We start from the raw sequence: 16,095 nt of genomic DNA on the forward strand, positions 1-16,095 counted from the left end.
CAAGGAGACCCTCTCATGATCGACAAGAAATGGATCGGCCACGCGCTGCCCACGTCGGTGCTGCCCATCGAGCGCAGCCGGCTGCAGTTTTTCGCCAAGGCCATCGGCGAGACCGACCCGGTCTACACCGATGCCGCCGCCGCGCGCGATGCCGGCTACCCCGACCTGCCGGCACCGCCCACCTTCCTGTTCGCCGCTGAACTGGACTCGGGTGCTTCGGACCAGCTGCTCACCGACCTGCAGATTCCGCTGGCCAAGCTGCTGCACGGCGAGCAGAGCTTCAGCTACCACCGCCCCGCCTGCGTGGGTGACACGGTGACGGTGCGCTCCACCGTCAGCGACATCTACGACAAGAAGAACGGCGCGCTCGAATTCGTCGTGAAGACCTCGCGCGCCACCAACCAGCGCGACGAACTCGTGGCCGAGCTGCGCACGGTCATCGTCTGCCGCCACTGAAGGAACACCCCATGACCTCCCCCACCTTCGACTCCGTGCAGGTCGGCGACGAACTTCCGGCCGTGCAGTTGCCGGCCGTGAACCGCACCGCGCTCGCGCTCTTCGCGGGCGCCTCGGGCGACCACAACCCGATCCACATCGACACCGACATGGCACGCCGCTCGGGCATGCCCGACGTGTTCGCGCAAGGCATGCTGGGCATGGCCTGGCTGGGCCGCGTGCTCACGCAGTGGGCGCCGCAAAGCCGGCTGCGCCACTTCGAGGCGCGTTTCCAGGGCATCACGCACCTGGGCAACGCCATGCGCTGCAGCGGCCGCATCGTCGAGAAGACCGAGCGCAACGGCGAACGCGGCGTTCGCATCGAACTGCAGAGCACCAACCAGTTCGGCCAGACCAAGATCGTCGGCGAAGCCTTCGTGTCCCTGCCCTGACAACCCACACCTTCCGAAAGAACACCATGACACGCAAACTCGAAGGCAAGGTCGCCCTCATCACCGGCTCGGGCCGCGGCATCGGCCGCTCGATCGCGCTCAAGCTCGCCAGCGAAGGCGCCCGCATCGTCGTCAACGACCTCGACGCCGAACCCGCGCAGGAGGCTGTACAGGCCATCCGCGAGGCCGGCGGCCAGGCCGTGGCCTGCGTCGGCAACGTCAACGCGACCGACTTCGCCGAGCGCTTCGTCGGCACGGCGGTGAGCGAATTCAAGGGCCTGGACATCGTCGTCAACAACGCCGGCTACACCTGGGACAACGTGATCCAGAAGATGACCGACGAGCAGTGGTACGCGATGCTCGACTGCCACCTGACGGCGCCGTTTCGCATCCTGCGCGCGGCGCAGCCGGTGATCCGCGCGCTCGGCAAGGCAGAGACCGAAGCCGGGCAACGCGTGGTGCGCAAGGTCGTCAACATCTCGTCGATGGCGGGCCTGTTCGGCAACCCGGGCCAGACCAACTACGCGGCGGCCAAGGCCGGCATCACCGGCATGACGCAGACGCTGGCCAAGGAATGGGGCCGCATGAACGTCACGGTCAACTGCGTGGCCTACGGTCTCATCAAGACCCGCCTGACCGGCAACGCCGCCGATGGCGGCACCGCCAACATCGACGGGCGCGACATCAAGGTGGGCGTGAACCCCGATCTCATGGCCGCGATGGAACGCGGCATTCCGCTGGGCCGTGGCGGCACGCCCGAAGAAGCGGCGGGCGCGGTCTACCTGCTGTGCATTCCCGAGTCCGACTATGTGAGCGGCCAGACGCTGGTGTGCAGCGGCGGCCTCACGGGGTTCTGAGCGATGACCGCTGCTGTCCGGCGCGAGGTGCATGAGGGCATCGCGACGCTCACGCTCGACCGGCCCGACGCCCTCAACGCCCTGGCACCGCCGCTGCTCGAAGCCCTGCTGGCGGCGCTGCGCGACAGCGCGGCCGACAAGCACGTGCGCGCCATCGTGCTGACGGGCGCGGGCCGCGCGTTTTCCGGCGGGGGCGACATCGGCTACTTCGGCGACGTGCTCGCCGGCGGGCCGGCCCACGCGCAGGAAGAGATCGGGCGCGGCATGCAGGAGGTGGGCAACCCCATCACGCAGGCCATTGCCGACTGCGCCGTGCCGGTGGTGGCCGCCGTCAACGGCCCCTGCGTGGGCGCGGGCGTGGGCATTGCGCTGGCGGCCGACGTCGTGCTCGCGGCGCGCTCGGCCTACTTCCTGGTGCCCCAGGTGCCGCAGCTGGGGGCCGTGCCCGACCTGGGCGCGACCTGGTCGCTGCCCCGCCTGCTCGGGCGCAGCCGCGCGCTCGGCATGGCGCTGCTCGGCGAACGCATCGACGCGGCGAAGGCCGAGCAATGGGGCCTCGTCTGGCGCTGCGTCGACGATGCCGTGTTGCTCGAAGAAGCCCACGCGATCGCCAGGCGGCTGGGCGCTGCATCGGCCGCCGCCCTGCGCGATACGCGGCAGTTGATCGACGCGGCGAGCGACAACACGCTCGCGCAGCAACTGAGCGACGAATGCACGGCCCAGCGCCGACACGTGGCCGGTGAATTTTTCAACGAGGCCTGCGCGCGCTTCCTGGCCCGCGCCAAGGCCGATCGATCGACCCACTGACTGACCGACCTCGAAGAACACCATGCTTCCACAGCTGTATCGCCATCGCTGGATGGACGAAGACACCGACGCGTTCCGCGAACAGGTGCGCCGCTACATCGCGAGCGAGCTCTCGCCGCACCTGGACGGCTGGCGCCGCCAGGGCTTCATTCCGCGCGAGGCCTGGCGCCCCTTCGGACAGATGGGCTTCCTGCTGCCCGAACTCGATGAGGCCTACGGCGGCGCCGGCGCCTCGCTGGCCTGCCAGATGGTGGTGCAGGACGAGCTGGCCAAGGCCGAGTTTCCCGCCAACACCGGCGTGCACAACCTGGCGGCGCACTACATCCTCGACTACGGCACCGAGGCGCAGAAGCAGCGCTGGCTCCCGAAGCTCGCCAGCGGCGAGCTGCTGGCCGGCATCGCGCTCACCGAGCCCGGCTGCGGCTCGGACCTGAAGGCGCTGCGCACGCGCGCGCGGCGCGACGGCGACCACTACGTGATCGACGGCGCCAAGACCTTCATCACCAACGGCTTCACGGGCAACCTGCTGGTGGTGGCGGTGCGCACAGGCGAGGCGGGCAGCCGCGGCGTGTCGCTGGTCGTGTTAGAGACGGAGGGCCTGCCGGGCTTTCGCGTGGGACGCCGGCTCGAGAAGCTGGGCCAGCATGCGTCGGACACCGCCGAGCTCTTCTTCGACGGCGTGCGCGTGCCGGCCGACCACCTGCTGGGCGGCAAGGAAGGCGACGGCTTCGTGCAGCTCATGAGCCAGCTTTCCTACGAGCGCCTGTTCCTGTGCGTGCCGGCCGCGGCGGTGATCGAACGCGCGGTGGAACTCACGCTCGAATACACGCAGCAGCGCAAGGCCTTCGGGCAGGCCGTGTTCGATTTCCAGAACACGCGCTTCAAGCTCGCGGAGTGCGCGACCATCGCGCACGTCGTGCGCACCTTCGTCAACGACTGCATCCAGCGCATGGTCGACGGCACGCTCGACCAGGAGGCCGCCTACATGGCCAAGCTGTGGTGCACCGAGCAGCAGGGCAAGGTCCTGGACGAATGCCTGCAGCTGTTCGGCGGCTACGGCTACATGGTCGAGTACCCGATCGCACGCATGTACGCCGACGCGCGCGTGCAGCGCATCTACGGCGGCACCAGCGAGATCATGAAGGACCTGATCGCGCGCAAGCTGGGCGCATGAAAGCACCCCGTCGAGAGTGCGCGCGACCACGGAACGACAACGCGCCCTCGCCGGTCGACATACGGCCCGCATCCGGCTGAGCCAGAGGGTATTCCCCGAGCCGGTGTCGGCGAATCTGTCGGCTGGTTGACGGAATCGATGGCCGCTGTTTCCTAGCATGGAGACGCAGTCCCACCCCCTGTGCAACGGGGACGCGCCCAGAGGCGCGGGGCCTGCGCGACCCATTCCCAAGGAGACATTCCCGTGAACAGGACATTGCTGCGGCCGGCACTCACCGCATTGGCCCTTCTCGCCCTCGCCGGCACGGCCACGGCGCAAGACGGCGCCGCCTACCCGGGCAAGACGGTGACCATCGTCGTGCCCACGCCGCCCGCCGGCGGCACCGACCTCATCGCGCGGCTGTTCGCCGACGTGCTGGGCAAGGCCTTCAAGCAGAGCGTGATCGTCGACAACCGCGCCGGTGCCAACGGCATCCTGGGCGTCGACTTCGTCGCCAAGGGGCCGGCCGACGGCACACGCGTGCTGTTCACCTACGCCGCCACGATGGTGATCAACCCGGCGCTCTACAAGAAGCTGCCCTACGAGCCGCTCAAGGACTTCGCGCCCGTCGCGCAGGTGGGCCGCGGCGGCAACCTGCTGCTGGTGCGCAAGGACCTGCCGCCGAACACGCTCAAGGACTTCGTCGCCCATGCCAAGGCCCACCCCGACAAGCTGAACTACTGCTCGTGGGGCAACGGCTCGGGCGGCCACCTCACGATGGAAAGCCTGAAGAAGCAGGCCGGCATCTCGCTGCTGCACGTGCCCTACAAGGGCAGCAGCCCCTGCGTGCAGGACCTCATGGGCGGCCAGGTGGACGCCGGCTTCGCCGACATCTCCTCCACCATCGAGGTGGTGAAGGCCGGCCGGGTCAAGGCCCTGGCCTACAGCGGCCCCGACCGCCTGCCGATGCTGCCCGACGTGCCCACGATGACGCAGGCCGGGTTCCCGTTCAAGAACTACACCTGGTACGGCTTCTTCGTGCCGGCCAGGACGCCGCCCGCCGTCGTCAAGCGCCTGAACGAAGAGATCTACCGCGCCCTGCAGGACCCGGCCGTGACCCAGCGCCTGCGCGAACTCAACTTCACCGACCTGCCGCGCCCCACGCCGGAGCAGTTCAAGGAGGTCCTGCGCCAGGACCTGCAGGACTGGAGCGCCCTGGTCAAGTCCATCGGCGTCACGCTGGACTGACGCCCCATCCACCACGACGCCGGGGCCCTGCCCCCGCGCGTCCCGGAGAACCCCCATGACACAAGAAAAATCCAACCCGTCCGCCACGCTCGGCGGCTTCAACACCCTGCCCGGCCAGGGCGGCCACCTGCCCTTCGACGCGCCGCCCAGCGCCAGCATCGCGGGGCGCAAGCTGTCGGAGTCCACGCACGAGCGGCGCAAGGCGGTGCCGCACCTGCGCGACGACGCACCGAACGTGCTGATCGTGATGCTCGACGACGCCGGCTTCGCGCACCCCGACACCTTCGGCGGCGAGATCCACACGCCCACGCTGACGCGGCTGGCCGGCAGCGGCATCACCTACAACGCCTTCCACAACTGCGGCGTGTGCTCGCCCACGCGCGCGTCGCTGCTGACGGGGCGCAACGCGCACCGCGTGGGCTACGGCCACATCTCCGAGTACGCCACCGACTGGGACGGCTACGTGGGCGTCATTCCCAAGAGCGCCGGCACGATGGCCGAGGTGCTCGGGGCCTGGGGCTACAACACGGCCGCGTTCGGCAAGTGGCACAACACGCCGGCCAACCTGACCACGCAGATGGGCCCCTTCGACCGCTGGCCCACCGGCCACGGCTTCAACCACTTCTACGGCTTCCTGGGCGGCGAGAGCTCGCAGTACGAGCCGCGCCTGGTCGAGAACACCACGCTCATCGAGCCGCCGCGCGACGAGGGCTACCACCTGAGCGAGGACATGGCCGACAAGGCCTGCGGCTGGCTGCGCCGCCACCGCGCCATCACGCCCGACAAGCCCTTCCTGATGTACTGGGCGCCCGGCGCGGTGCACGGCCCGCACCACGTCTTCAAGGAATGGACCGACAAGTACAAGGGCAAGTTCGACGACGGCTGGGACGCCTACCGCGAACGCGCCTTCGCGCGCCAGAAGGAGATGGGCTGGATCCCCGAGAGCGCCGAGCTCACGCCCCGGCCCGAGACGCTCGCCAGCTGGGACAGCATCCCCGAGGCCGAGCGCCCGTTCCAGCGCCGGCTGATGGAGGTCTACGCCGGCTTCCTGGAGCACACCGATGCGCAGATCGGCAAGGTCGTCGACGAGCTGGAGCAGCTCGGGCTGCGCGACAACACGCTGGTGTTCTTCGTGTTCAGCGACAACGGCGGCAGCGCCGAAGGACAGAACGGCACGGTGGTCGAGCTGCTGGCGCAGAACCGCATCTCCACCAAGATCTCACAGCACCTCGAACTGCTGGAAGGCCTGGGCGGCCTCGACGCATTGGGTGGGCGCAAGACCGACAACATGTACCACGCGGGCTGGGCCTGGGCCGGCTCCACGCCGTTCCAGAGCACCAAGCTCATCGCCGCGCACTTCGGCGGCACGCGCACGCCGCTGGTCGTGTCGTGGCCGCGCGGCATCCGGCCCGACACCACGCCGCGCTCGCAGTTCCACCACGTCAACGACATCGCGCCCACGCTCTACGACATCCTGGGCATCACGCCGCCGGTCGAGCTCAACGGCGTGCGGCAGGACTCGCTGGACGGCATCTCGATGGCCTACACCTTCGCCCATCCGCAGGCCGAGGGCCGCAAGGGCGTGCAGTACTTCGAGGTGGCGGGCAGCCGCATGGTGCACCACGACGGCTGGACCGCGGGCGTGTTCGGCCCGCGCATTCCGTGGGTCGCGGGCGCCGCGCCCGGGCTGGCCACCTGGGACCCGGACAACGACGTCTGGGAGCTGTACCACGTCGCGAAGGACTACGCGCAGGCGCACGACCTGGCGCAGGCGCAGCCCGCCAAGCTGGCGCAGATGAAGGAGATGTTCGCCGTGCAGGCGGGCATCAACCACGTCTATCCGCTGGGCGCGATCTACCACCTGACGCTGAAGCCGCAGCACCGCATCGCGCCCCGACATACCTCGTGGCACTTCAGCGGCGACATCACGCGCATTCCGGAGAACTGCGCGCCCAACATCAAGACGCGCAGCCACACGGCCACCGTCGATGCCACGCTGGGCGAGCGCGCGAGCGGCGTGCTGTTCGCGCTGGGCGGCTTCAACGGCGGCATCTGCCTGTACCTGGACGACGGCCACCTGGCCTACGAATACAACATGCTCGGCATGTACCGCTTCAAGGCGCGCTCGCCCGCGCGCGTTGCCGCCGGACGCCATGCGATCGATGTCGAGTTCACGATGAGCGACGGCACGGCGCCCCAGCGGCCCGCGCGCGCCGTGCTGCGCGTCGACGGCGCGCAGGTGGCGGCGTGCGACATCGGCGTGACCGTGACGGCCATCTTCTCGGCCTGCGAGACCTTCGACGTCGGCTGCGACCTGGGCTCGCCGGTGGCGGCCGAGTACTTCGACCGTGCGCCGTTCGGCTTCGACGGGCAGATCCACGATGTCTGGCTGCGCTATGCGGAGGCCCAGTCGTGAGCACGTTGATCACTGAAGCAGACGCCTACGCCATCGGCATCGAGGCCTACACCTACGCCTATCCGATGGTGGTGATGGAGCTGACGCGCCGCGTGGCCACCAACGTCGCGCAGCCCGACGGCGCGCGCGTGCGCGGGCCGATGAACCGCTTCGTGCACGTGCCCACCTACCCCGACGCCGGCTTCAAGGACGTGGTGCGTCCCAACGCCGACACGCTGTACTCCAACATCTGGTACGACGTCGGCGACGAGCCGCTGGTGCTGACGCTGCCGGACATGGGCGAGCGCTACCACGTCATTCCGTTCTACGACCTGTGGACCGACGTGTTCGCCACGCTGGGCACGCGCACCAACGGCAACGGCGGCGGCCACTTCGCGCTCGTCGGCCCGCGCTGGCAAGGCACGCTGCCCGAGGGCGTGCGCGCCATCGTGAGCCCGACGGATGTGGGCTGGATCGTCGGGCGCATCCAGACCAACGGCGCGGCCGACTATGCCCACGTGCACACACTGCAGGCCGGCTTCGAGGCCGTGCCGCTGTCGGCGTGGGGCCAGCCCCATGACCCACCCGCCGGCCACGTCGACCCGGCGGTGGACATGCGCCCGCCCGTCGAGCAGGTGGCCGCGCTCGGCGCCGGCGACTTCTTCGCGCTCTTCGCCGAACTGCTCCAGCGCAACCCGCCGCATGCCACCGACGGTGCGCTGCTGCTGCGCATGGAACGCATCGGCCTGGTCCCCGGCCGCGGCTTCGCACTGGCCGAAGCCCCCGAGGCCGTGCAACGCGCCCTGACGCGTGCCGCGCCCGATGCCTACCGGCGCATGCTCGAGCGCGCACCGGCGATGCGCATGGTGCGCAACGGCTGGAGCCTCGGCAGCAACGTGGGCGTCTACGGCAACGACTACCTGGCGCGCGCCTTCGTCGCCTACGCCGGCCTGGGCGCCCTGCCGCGCGAAGAGGCGATGTACCCGCGCTCGGTCTGCGACAGCGAGGGCCAGCCGCTGTCGGGCACTGCGCGCTATGTGCTGCACTTCGACGCACACGAGTTGCCGCCGGCCGATGCGTTCTGGTCGCTGACGCTGTACGGCCCCGACCAGTTCTTCGTCGACAACGCGCTGAACCGCTACGCCATCGGCGACCGCGACGCGCTCGCCTTCAACGCCGACGGTTCGCTGGACCTGCACATCCAGCATGCGTCGCCGGGCCCGGCCAAGGCCCCGAACTGGCTGCCCGCGCCCGCCGGCCCCTTCAGCATGAACCTGCGCCTGTACGTGCCGCAGGCGCCGGTGCTCGACGGGCGCTGGGCGCCGCCTGCGCTGAAGCGCCTGCCCTGACCGAACCGACCGCATCGACAGCACCGTCCCCCACCCGAAAGGCACTCACTTCATGACCCGTTCCCGCTTCCGCGCACTGCGCGCGCCCGGCCTGTGCATCGTCGGGCTCCACCTCGCAGCCGGCGCCGCCCTGGCGCAGGCCGACTACCCGAGCAAGCCGATCCGCATCATCGTCCAGTACCAGGCCGGCGGCTCGGCCGACGCGCTCGCGCGGCTGGTGGGCGACGGGCTCGCCAAGCGGCTGAAGCAGCCCGTGCTGGTGGAGAACCGCAGCGGCGCCGGCGGCATCATCGGCACCGACTACGTGGCCAAGAGCGCGCCCGACGGCTACACCGTGCTGCTGTCGGTTCCGGGCCCGATCGCCGCGAACCTGGCGCTGTACAAGAAGCTGCCCTACGACCCGCGCACCGACCTGCGCCACGTGTCGGACATCGCGAGCACGCGCACGATCATGGTCGTGCACCCCTCGGTGCCGGCGCAGGATTTCAAGGGCCTCGTCGAGGCCGCGCGCAAGGCGCCCGGCAAGTACGCGATGGGCTCCTGGGGCCCCGGCGTGCAGCCGCACCAGATGCAGGTCTTCATGGACAAGACCTACGGCACGCAGACGCTGCACGCGGCCTACAAGGGCGAAAGCCCGATGGCGGTCGACCTGCTCAGCGGCGTGATCCAGATGACCGTGGGTTCCATCAGCACCTTCCAGCCCTACGTCGCGGCCGGCAAGCTGCGCGCCATCGCCGTGCCGGGCGCGCAGCGCGCCAAGGCCGCCCCCACGGTGCCCACCTTCGCCGAGCAGGGCTACAAGGACGACATGTTCATGCTCATGGCGCCGACCTCGCTGCTGGTGCCCGCCAAGACGCCCGACGCCGTCGTCGAGAAGCTCAGCCGCGAAGTCGCCGCGGTGGTGAAGCAGCCCGAGGTGCAGCGCCGCATCGAGGACATGGGCGCCGAGCCCATCGGCAACACGCCGGCCGAAGCCTCGGCGGCGTACAAGGCGTTCCTGCCCGTGTCGCTGAAGCTCACGCGGGCCACGGGCGTCACGCTGGACTGATTGCGCCGCTTCTCGAGAACCGTGCATCACCCGCCTCCCGATTTCGAACCCCGGGTGTACACCCCGCAGCGCATCGCCGCGGTCGTCGCCACGCTGGCCTCGGACGGCATCCCCGCCGCACAGGCCCTGGCCGGCAGCGAGCTCGACGAGGCCGCGCTGCGCGCGCCCGGCACGCGCGTGTCGTATGCGCAGACGGTGACCGTGCTGCGCAATGCGCTCGCGCTGGCACGCAACCCGACGGTGGCCCTGCGTGCCGGCGCGCGCATGCACCTCACGGCCTACGGCATGTGGGGCTATGCGCTGCAGAGCAGCCCCACCTTCAGCGCGTTGATCGAGTTCGCCATCACCTACCGCCGCGCCATCGGGCCGCTGGCCGACATGCACCACGACCCCGTGCGCGCGCCCGGCACCTGCAGCTTCGAGGTGCTGGTGTCGCCCGACCCGTGCGACCCGCTCTACCGCTTTGCGCTGGCCTTCACCTTCGCGGCCCACCTGACGCTGGCGCGCGACCTCTACGGCGATGGCTTCGGCTTCACGGGCCTGCGCCTGGCCTGCCCCGCGCCCGAGCACGGCGCGGGCGTCTGGGAGGCGTGGTTCCAGTGCCCCGTGCAGTTCGGCCAGCCCGACAACGCGCTGCAGTTCGACGAGGCCTGGTGCACGCGCGCACCGCGCCTGCACGATCCGCTCACGCACGCCATGGCCAGCGAGAGCTGCCAGCAGTTCGTGGCCGGGCTGGTGCATGCCGGTGGCATCGCCGCGGCGGTGCGCCGCAAGTTGGTGGAGCAGATGCCGTGGCGTTTTCCGAGCATCGAGTCGATGGCCCGCACGCTCGCGCTGGAGCCGCGCACGCTGCGGCGGCGGCTCGCCACGCACGGCACCACGTACCGGTCGATCCTCAACGAGGTGCGCCTGCGGCTGGCCATCGAGTACCTGCGCAAGACCCGCATGACCACCGAGGAGATCGCGGAGCGCCTGGGCTACAGCGAGGCCGCGAACTTCCGGCACGCCTTCGTGCGCTGGACCGGCACCAGCCCGCACGCCTACCGCCTGGCCTGCGCGCCGTGCTGAGTGAGGCCTCGGCTCAGTCTTCCGCGGCGATGCGGTGCAGCCGGGGCAGGTCGACCACGGTGACCAGGCGGTAGCCCTCGTTGCAGCCGAGCACGCCCTCGTCCTTGAACTGCGCCAGTTCCTTGCCGACGGTCTGGCGCGACACGCCCAGCATGTTCGCCAGGTCGGTCTGCGACACGCGCAGCTCGGTGTCGCACGGCGCGCCGCTCGCGTCCCCGTAGCGATACACCATGTTGAGCAGCGTGATCGCCGTGCGCCGGCGCACCGAGCCCAGCACCTGGTCCTGCAGGATCTCGGCGCTCATGCGATAGCGCCGCAGCATGGTCTGGGCGATGCTGCGCCACAACACCGGCTCCGCATCGAGGATGCGCCGCATGGCGGCACCGGGGATGTGGATGATGTGCGAATCGGCGCGCGCATCGAAGGCGAAGATGGGCTGCATGTCGTCGATGAGGTGCACCATGCGCGTGATCTGGCCGGCCCCGAGCACCGAGAGGATGTACTTGTCGCCGGCCGCGTTGGTGGCCGCGATCTCGATCGAGCCCGACACGATCACGAACACCTCCCGCTGGTGGTTGCCGCGACTCACGAGCGGCGTGCGGCGCCGGTAGTGCCTGGCGCGCGCGGCGTTCGCCAACTCGCGCAGCCGGTCTTTCGGCCAATCGAGAAACACCGCGCACGTGCTCAGCCCGTGCTCGATCTCTTCCCTTGTGCTCTGCGATACGGGTTGCGGGTATTCCATGGGATGACTCAGCAAAAACTGTTGCCTGGTTGACGGATTCGAAGAGCAGCGATTCCTATCATAGGACTGGCCAATCAAAGAACAACGAGGAACTCCCTAAGTGAGACATGCACGTTCCCTGCCTGCACGCCTGCCGCTGTTTCGCAGCACCACGGCGCGTTCGTTGATCCGGCTTCTTGCGTCGCCCATGCGACGCAACGCGCGAACGACGAGACCCCTGCGCGGCATGCGCGGCTCGCGCGACGCGATGCGAATGCCGTGATGCGCGGCCACACGCCCTGCGCGCGCGGCTAGAGGCCGCCCCCTTTTCCCCGAAGTCCCCGAAGGGCACCCGCCCTTCGGAACACCCGAGCCCTGGAACGCAGCGATGCGCACCAGCGGACTCGTTCACCCCTGAAGAAGCAAGCAAAGCAAGACCTGCCATGAAACATCACTCCCTCGCCGCACTGGCCCTTCTCGCGACTGCCGGTACTGCATCGGCGCAATCGTCCGTCACGGTGTTCGGCATCGTCGACGTCGGCATCAGCCGCTACACGTCCAAGAGCACGTACCACAGCCCCAACCCCTTCGCACTGCCACCGGCGAACGCCGCGGGCGGCAGTGCCAAGACGAGCCAGACCGCGCTGTCGAACTCGGGCTATGCGGGCAGCCGCGTCGGCTTTCGCGGCACGGAGGACCTGGGGGGCGGCCTGGCGGCGAGCTTCTGGCTGGAGTCGGGCATCACCAACGACGACGGCGCCAAGGGCATCACCAACTTCAACCGCCGCTCGACGATGAGCCTGTCGGGCCCGTTCGGCGAACTGCGCCTGGGCCGCGACTACGCCGCGACCTTCTGGAACGACACCGTCTTCGATCCCTTCGGCACCAACGGCGTGGGCACCAACCTCATTGCCAACATCAACAGCCGCATCGCCGCCATCGCCGGCCCCGGCTCCGTCGTGGCCGCGACCGACAACTACATCCGCACCGGCAACTCGATCGGCTACTTCCTGCCGCCGAACCTGGGCGGCGTCTACGGCCAGTTGCAGTACACGCTGCACGAGAACACCAAGCGCAGCGACCAGCCCGGCACGCCGTCGGCCAAGGGCCGCTACGTGGGTGGTCGCCTGGGCTATGCCAGCGGGCCGCTCGACCTGGCCCTGGCCTACGGCCAGAGCACGGCCGCCGACAGCACCACGCTCAACGCGCTGGGCATCGCGACCGCCACGCAGGAGCGCAAGATCAACGCGCTGAACCTGGGCGCGTCGTACAACTTCGGCCCCGCCAAGCTGTTCGCCGAGGTCTCGCGCGTGCAGGACAAGAACGAGACCGGCACGCTGCAGAACCTGCCGGGCCTGGCGGTTCCGTTCATGAACACCGCCACGCGCAAGGACAAGTACAACGGCTACATGCTGGGCGTGACCGTGCCCGTGGGCCCGGGCCTCATCCGCGCGTCGTACGCCTCGGTGAAGTACAAGAACGGCGCGCCGGCCGCGACCGACCTGAACAGCCTGCTGTGGGGCCTGAACGGCAACCGCGACACCACGGCCAACCAGATCTCGCTGGGCTACGTGCACAACCTGTCCAAGCGCACCGCGCTGTATGCCTCGGTGTCGCGCATCCGCATCAAGGACGGCTGGAACAACCCCGGCGTGATGGGCGCCATCACCGGCGGCTCGGCCGCCTACCTCACGGGCGGCACCGCGCAGACCGCGGGCTGGGCGCCGCGCTCGTCGATGGGCTACGACTTCGGCATCCGCCACGCGTTCTGAGCCGATGCGAAAAGAGGTACCCATGGCTTTGAAACACCTGTCGCCGCTGCTCATCGCGGCCCTGCTCGCAGGCGGCTGCGCGACATCGCCCGCGCCGACCACCTCGGCCGCCGACGTCGGCGAAACACGCCCGGGGTCGGGCTATCTCAAGGGCTACCTGGCCTCGGCCGAGATGCCCGACAGCCTGGCGCTGCTGCCGCCGCCGCCCGAGGCGAACTCGGCCGCGCTGGCGGCCGACGTCGCCGCGTTCCGCAGCCTCACAGCGCTGCAGGGTTCGCCGCGCGGCGCGCTCGCGGTGCGCGATGCCAACCTGCGCTTTCCGGAGGCGGCCTCCACCTTCTCCTGTGCGCTGGGCGTGCGCATTTCGGAGCAGCAGACGCCGCACCTGAACATGCTGCTGCGGCGCACGCTGGCCGATGCCGGCGGCGCCACCTACAAGGCCAAGGAGAAGTACCAGCGCACGCGGCCCTTCGTGGCGCTGAAGGCCGCCAGCTGCACGCCGAAGGAAGAGGCGCACCTGGCCAAGGACGGCTCCTACCCCTCCGGGCACTCGGCGCTGGGCTGGGCCTGGGCCCTGGTGCTGACGGAGCTCGCGCCGGAGCGCGCGGACGCGCTGCTGCAGCGCGGCCGCGCCTTCGCGCAAAGCCGCGCCATCTGCGGCGTGCACTGGCGCAGCGACATCGAGGCGGGACGCCTGATCGGCGCGGCCACCGTGGGCCGGCTGCATGCCAACCCGGTGTTCACGGCGCAGATGAGCGCGGCGAAGAACGAGATCGCGCAGGCGCGCAGCCGCCCGGACAGCGCCCCGCCTGCCGCCGACTGCGCGGCCGAGGCGAATGCGATCGCGGGCTCCGCGGTGCTGACGCCCTGAGCACGCGCCCCCCGACCACCTCGCCCACGGCCAGCGTGTGTGCGGGTTGTCGAGGGGAACGCTGCGTGTGCGAAGCGGGTAGCCTCGCCAACTCCAACCACTCCAAGGAGACCTCGCATGCGCCATCGTTCCGTTCTGTCATGGGGTGCCGCGGCCTCGGCGGTCGCACTCCTCGCTGCATGCGGCGCCATGTCTTCGGGCAAGGACGCCAACCCGATGAGCTTCTTCATCACGAGTGCCAATCCCGGCAAGGGCGGCGACCTCGGCGGCCTGGCCGGCGCCGACCGCCAGTGCCAGGCGCTGGCCGCCAGCGCCGGTGCGGGCGGCAAGACCTGGCGCGCCTACCTGAGCGCCACCGAAGCGGGCGGCCAGCCCGCCGTCAACGCCCGCGACCGCATCGGCGCCGGGCCGTGGCGCAACGCCAAGGGCGTGGTCGTGGCCACCAGCGTGGCCGACCTGCACAGCGCGAACGCCAAGCTCGGCAAGGACACCTCGCTGACCGAAAAGGGCGAGGTGGTCTCGGGCTTCGGCGACCCGGTCAACCGGCACGACATCCTCACCGGCTCGCGCCCCGACGGCACGCTCGCACCGGCCGCCGCCGGCAAGGACACCACCTGCGGCAACTGGACGCGCAGCGTCGACGGCTCGGCCATCGTCGGCCACCACGACAAGAAGGGCACCAACCCCGACCCGGTCGCCAACGCCTCGTGGAACGCGTCCCACGGCACGCGGGGCTGCAGCGTCGACCAGCTCAAGCAAAGCGGCAGTGCCGGCCTGATGTACTGCTTCGCCGTGAACTGAGCCCGCAGGGCAGCGCCCCGGCCCGTGCGTCGATCCACGGGCGGGCGCGCTGCGATTTGCCACAGACGACCCATCGGAGGACTTCATGATCCAAGCCACCCAGCCCCTTCGTGCAGCGCCGCGGCGCCTGCTTCTTTGCCTGGGTGCCGCGGCACTCGGCCTGGGCGCCTTCGGGGCAAGCCCCGCGTGGGCACAGACGGCCTGGCCCAGCAAATCGATCACGCTGCTGATCGGCTTCCCGCCCGGCGGGCAGACCGACTTCGCCGGCCGCGTGCTGACGAACGGCATGCAGGGCGCGCTCGGCCAGCCCGTGGTCATCGACAACAAGGCCGGCGTGAACGGCAACATCGCGTCCGTCGAACTGATGAAGGCGCCGCCGGACGGCCACAAGCTGCTGGTGGGCAACGGCTCGATGACGATCATGCCGCACGTGTACACCAAGCTCGGCATCGTCGATCCGCAAAAGATGACCCCCATCGGCATCATGCTGCAGTCGCCGCTGGTGCTGGTGGTGCCCGCCACGTCGCCGATCAAGACCTACGCGCAGTTCGCCGAAGAGGTGAAGTCGCGTGCCAAGAGCGGCAAGGGCATCGACTACGGAACGGGGGGCGCAGGCTCGCTGATCCACGTCACCATGGAACTGCTGCGCGAGCGCCTGGGCAACCCGGCGATGAACCATGTGCCCTACAAGGGCAGCAGCCCGGCAATGGTCGACCTGATGGCCGGGCGCCTCGACGCCATGTTCGACGCCACCTCCGTCGTCGCGCCGTTCGTGAAGTCGGGCCAGCTGCGGCCCTTGCTGGTGACCAGCGACAAGCGTTCGCCGATGCTGCCGAACGTGCCCACTGCCGCGGAAAGCGGCATCAAGGACTTCAGCATCATCTCCTTCATCGGCCTGTACGGGCCGCCCGGGTTGAGTCCCGAGGTCGTGAAGAAGGCCAACAGCGCGATGAACGCGGCACTGAAGGAGCCGACCGTGGTCAAGAGCATCGTCGATCGCGGGGACGAGCCCGGTGGCGGCTCGCCCGAGCAGCTCGGCGCGATGACGCGCGACCAGTACAAGATGTGGGGCGCCGTCGTGAAGGCGAACAACATCACGGCCGACTGAGCTTCGGCGG

Annotated in this window: 15 protein-coding genes; 14 read left to right on the top strand and 1 reads right to left on the bottom strand. The window is 69.8% G+C overall.

Going from position 1 to position 16,095, the window contains the following annotated elements; translation table 11 throughout:
• Nucleotides 1-15: 15 nt before the first annotated feature.
• The 10 genes from AC1RAA_RS10690 (at nt 16) to AC1RAA_RS10735 (ending at nt 10,812) form a co-directional block, all read left to right on the top strand.
• Complete coding sequence (locus tag AC1RAA_RS10690; protein WP_095744448.1) at nt 16-456, top strand: MaoC family dehydratase N-terminal domain-containing protein; 441 nt, start codon at nt 16-18, stop codon at nt 454-456.
• An 11-nt stretch (nt 457-467) separates the two neighbouring features.
• A complete protein-coding gene (locus tag AC1RAA_RS10695) occupies nt 468-887 on the top strand; it encodes a MaoC family dehydratase (protein WP_492729551.1) in 420 nt (139 codons plus the stop codon).
• Between the two features lie 26 nt (nt 888-913).
• Nucleotides 914-1,744 carry an SDR family NAD(P)-dependent oxidoreductase gene (locus AC1RAA_RS10700; protein ID WP_492729547.1) on the top strand — a complete coding sequence of 277 codons (831 nt, stop codon included), beginning with the start codon at nt 914-916 and terminating at the stop codon, nt 1,742-1,744.
• Nucleotides 1,745-1,747: 3 nt separating this feature from the next.
• The gene (locus AC1RAA_RS10705; protein ID WP_492729542.1) at nt 1,748-2,551 is read left to right on the top strand and encodes an enoyl-CoA hydratase/isomerase family protein; all 804 of its coding nucleotides are present in this window, start codon (nt 1,748-1,750) and stop codon (nt 2,549-2,551) included.
• Nucleotides 2,552-2,573: 22 nt separating this feature from the next.
• Complete coding sequence (locus AC1RAA_RS10710; RefSeq protein ID WP_492729540.1) at nt 2,574-3,725, top strand: acyl-CoA dehydrogenase family protein; 1,152 nt, start codon at nt 2,574-2,576, stop codon at nt 3,723-3,725.
• Nucleotides 3,726-3,968: 243 nt separating this feature from the next.
• Entirely contained in the window at nt 3,969-4,952 is a 984-nt protein-coding gene (locus tag AC1RAA_RS10715) for a Bug family tripartite tricarboxylate transporter substrate binding protein (RefSeq protein ID WP_492729538.1), read from the top strand.
• Between the two features lie 55 nt (nt 4,953-5,007).
• Nucleotides 5,008-7,368, top strand: a complete 2,361-nt coding sequence (locus tag AC1RAA_RS10720; protein ID WP_492729536.1) for an arylsulfatase — start codon at nt 5,008-5,010, stop codon at nt 7,366-7,368.
• Entirely contained in the window at nt 7,365-8,696 is a 1,332-nt protein-coding gene (locus AC1RAA_RS10725; protein ID WP_492729534.1) for a DUF1254 domain-containing protein, read from the top strand. The genes AC1RAA_RS10720 and AC1RAA_RS10725 overlap by 4 nt, the downstream gene beginning before the upstream one ends.
• A 52-nt stretch (nt 8,697-8,748) precedes the next feature.
• Entirely contained in the window at nt 8,749-9,744 is a 996-nt protein-coding gene (locus AC1RAA_RS10730) for a Bug family tripartite tricarboxylate transporter substrate binding protein (protein ID WP_492729532.1), read from the top strand.
• Between the two features lie 21 nt (nt 9,745-9,765).
• Nucleotides 9,766-10,812: an AraC family transcriptional regulator gene (locus AC1RAA_RS10735; RefSeq protein ID WP_492729530.1), complete on the top strand. Its 1,047-nt coding sequence runs from the start codon at nt 9,766-9,768 to the stop codon at nt 10,810-10,812.
• A gap of 13 nt (nt 10,813-10,825) precedes the next feature.
• On the opposite strand, the gene AC1RAA_RS10740 is transcribed toward AC1RAA_RS10735, so the two are convergent.
• The gene (locus AC1RAA_RS10740; protein ID WP_082817968.1) at nt 10,826-11,554 is read right to left on the bottom strand and encodes a Crp/Fnr family transcriptional regulator; all 729 of its coding nucleotides are present in this window, start codon (nt 11,552-11,554) and stop codon (nt 10,826-10,828) included.
• A 422-nt stretch (nt 11,555-11,976) separates the two neighbouring features.
• Between AC1RAA_RS10740 and AC1RAA_RS10745 the strand changes: the two genes are divergently transcribed.
• The 4 genes from AC1RAA_RS10745 to AC1RAA_RS10760 all read left to right on the top strand — a co-directional run bounded on the left by AC1RAA_RS10745 (nt 11,977) and on the right by AC1RAA_RS10760 (nt 16,085).
• Nucleotides 11,977-13,305 (top strand): porin, encoded by a 1,329-nt coding sequence (locus AC1RAA_RS10745; RefSeq protein ID WP_492729528.1) that lies wholly within the window; start codon nt 11,977-11,979, stop codon nt 13,303-13,305.
• Nucleotides 13,306-13,327: 22 nt separating this feature from the next.
• On the top strand, nt 13,328-14,176 hold the full coding sequence (locus AC1RAA_RS10750; protein WP_492729526.1) for an acid phosphatase: 849 nt from the start codon (nt 13,328-13,330) through the stop codon (nt 14,174-14,176).
• A 117-nt stretch (nt 14,177-14,293) separates the two neighbouring features.
• Nucleotides 14,294-14,977, top strand: a complete 684-nt coding sequence (locus tag AC1RAA_RS10755) for a hypothetical protein (RefSeq protein WP_095744436.1) — start codon at nt 14,294-14,296, stop codon at nt 14,975-14,977.
• An 85-nt stretch (nt 14,978-15,062) separates the two neighbouring features.
• Nucleotides 15,063-16,085, top strand: coding sequence for a Bug family tripartite tricarboxylate transporter substrate binding protein (locus tag AC1RAA_RS10760; protein WP_070059833.1), 1,023 nt, complete (start codon nt 15,063-15,065; stop codon nt 16,083-16,085).
• Nucleotides 16,086-16,095: the final 10 nt, after the last annotated feature.

Source organism: Variovorax sp. GW823-FHT04F07, assembly GCF_058795995.1.

Bases quoted from the DNA above. Each gene is read 5' to 3' on its own strand.
- AC1RAA_RS10690 (WP_095744448.1), top strand. From the start codon at position 16: ATGATCGACAAGAAATGGATCGGCCACGCGCTGCCCACGTCGGTGCTG.
- AC1RAA_RS10695 (WP_492729551.1), top strand. From the start codon at position 468: ATGACCTCCCCCACCTTCGACTCCGTGCAGGTCGGCGACGAACTTCCG.
- AC1RAA_RS10700 (WP_492729547.1), top strand. From the start codon at position 914: ATGACACGCAAACTCGAAGGCAAGGTCGCCCTCATCACCGGCTCGGGC.
- AC1RAA_RS10705 (WP_492729542.1), top strand. From the start codon at position 1,748: ATGACCGCTGCTGTCCGGCGCGAGGTGCATGAGGGCATCGCGACGCTC.
- AC1RAA_RS10710 (WP_492729540.1), top strand. From the start codon at position 2,574: ATGCTTCCACAGCTGTATCGCCATCGCTGGATGGACGAAGACACCGAC.
- AC1RAA_RS10720 (WP_492729536.1), top strand. From the start codon at position 5,008: ATGACACAAGAAAAATCCAACCCGTCCGCCACGCTCGGCGGCTTCAAC.
- AC1RAA_RS10730 (WP_492729532.1), top strand. From the start codon at position 8,749: ATGACCCGTTCCCGCTTCCGCGCACTGCGCGCGCCCGGCCTGTGCATC.
- AC1RAA_RS10740 (WP_082817968.1), bottom strand. From the start codon at position 11,554: ATGGAATACCCGCAACCCGTATCGCAGAGCACAAGGGAAGAGATCGAG.
- AC1RAA_RS10745 (WP_492729528.1), top strand. From the start codon at position 11,977: ATGAAACATCACTCCCTCGCCGCACTGGCCCTTCTCGCGACTGCCGGT.
- AC1RAA_RS10750 (WP_492729526.1), top strand. From the start codon at position 13,328: ATGGCTTTGAAACACCTGTCGCCGCTGCTCATCGCGGCCCTGCTCGCA.
- AC1RAA_RS10755 (WP_095744436.1), top strand. From the start codon at position 14,294: ATGCGCCATCGTTCCGTTCTGTCATGGGGTGCCGCGGCCTCGGCGGTC.
- AC1RAA_RS10760 (WP_070059833.1), top strand. From the start codon at position 15,063: ATGATCCAAGCCACCCAGCCCCTTCGTGCAGCGCCGCGGCGCCTGCTT.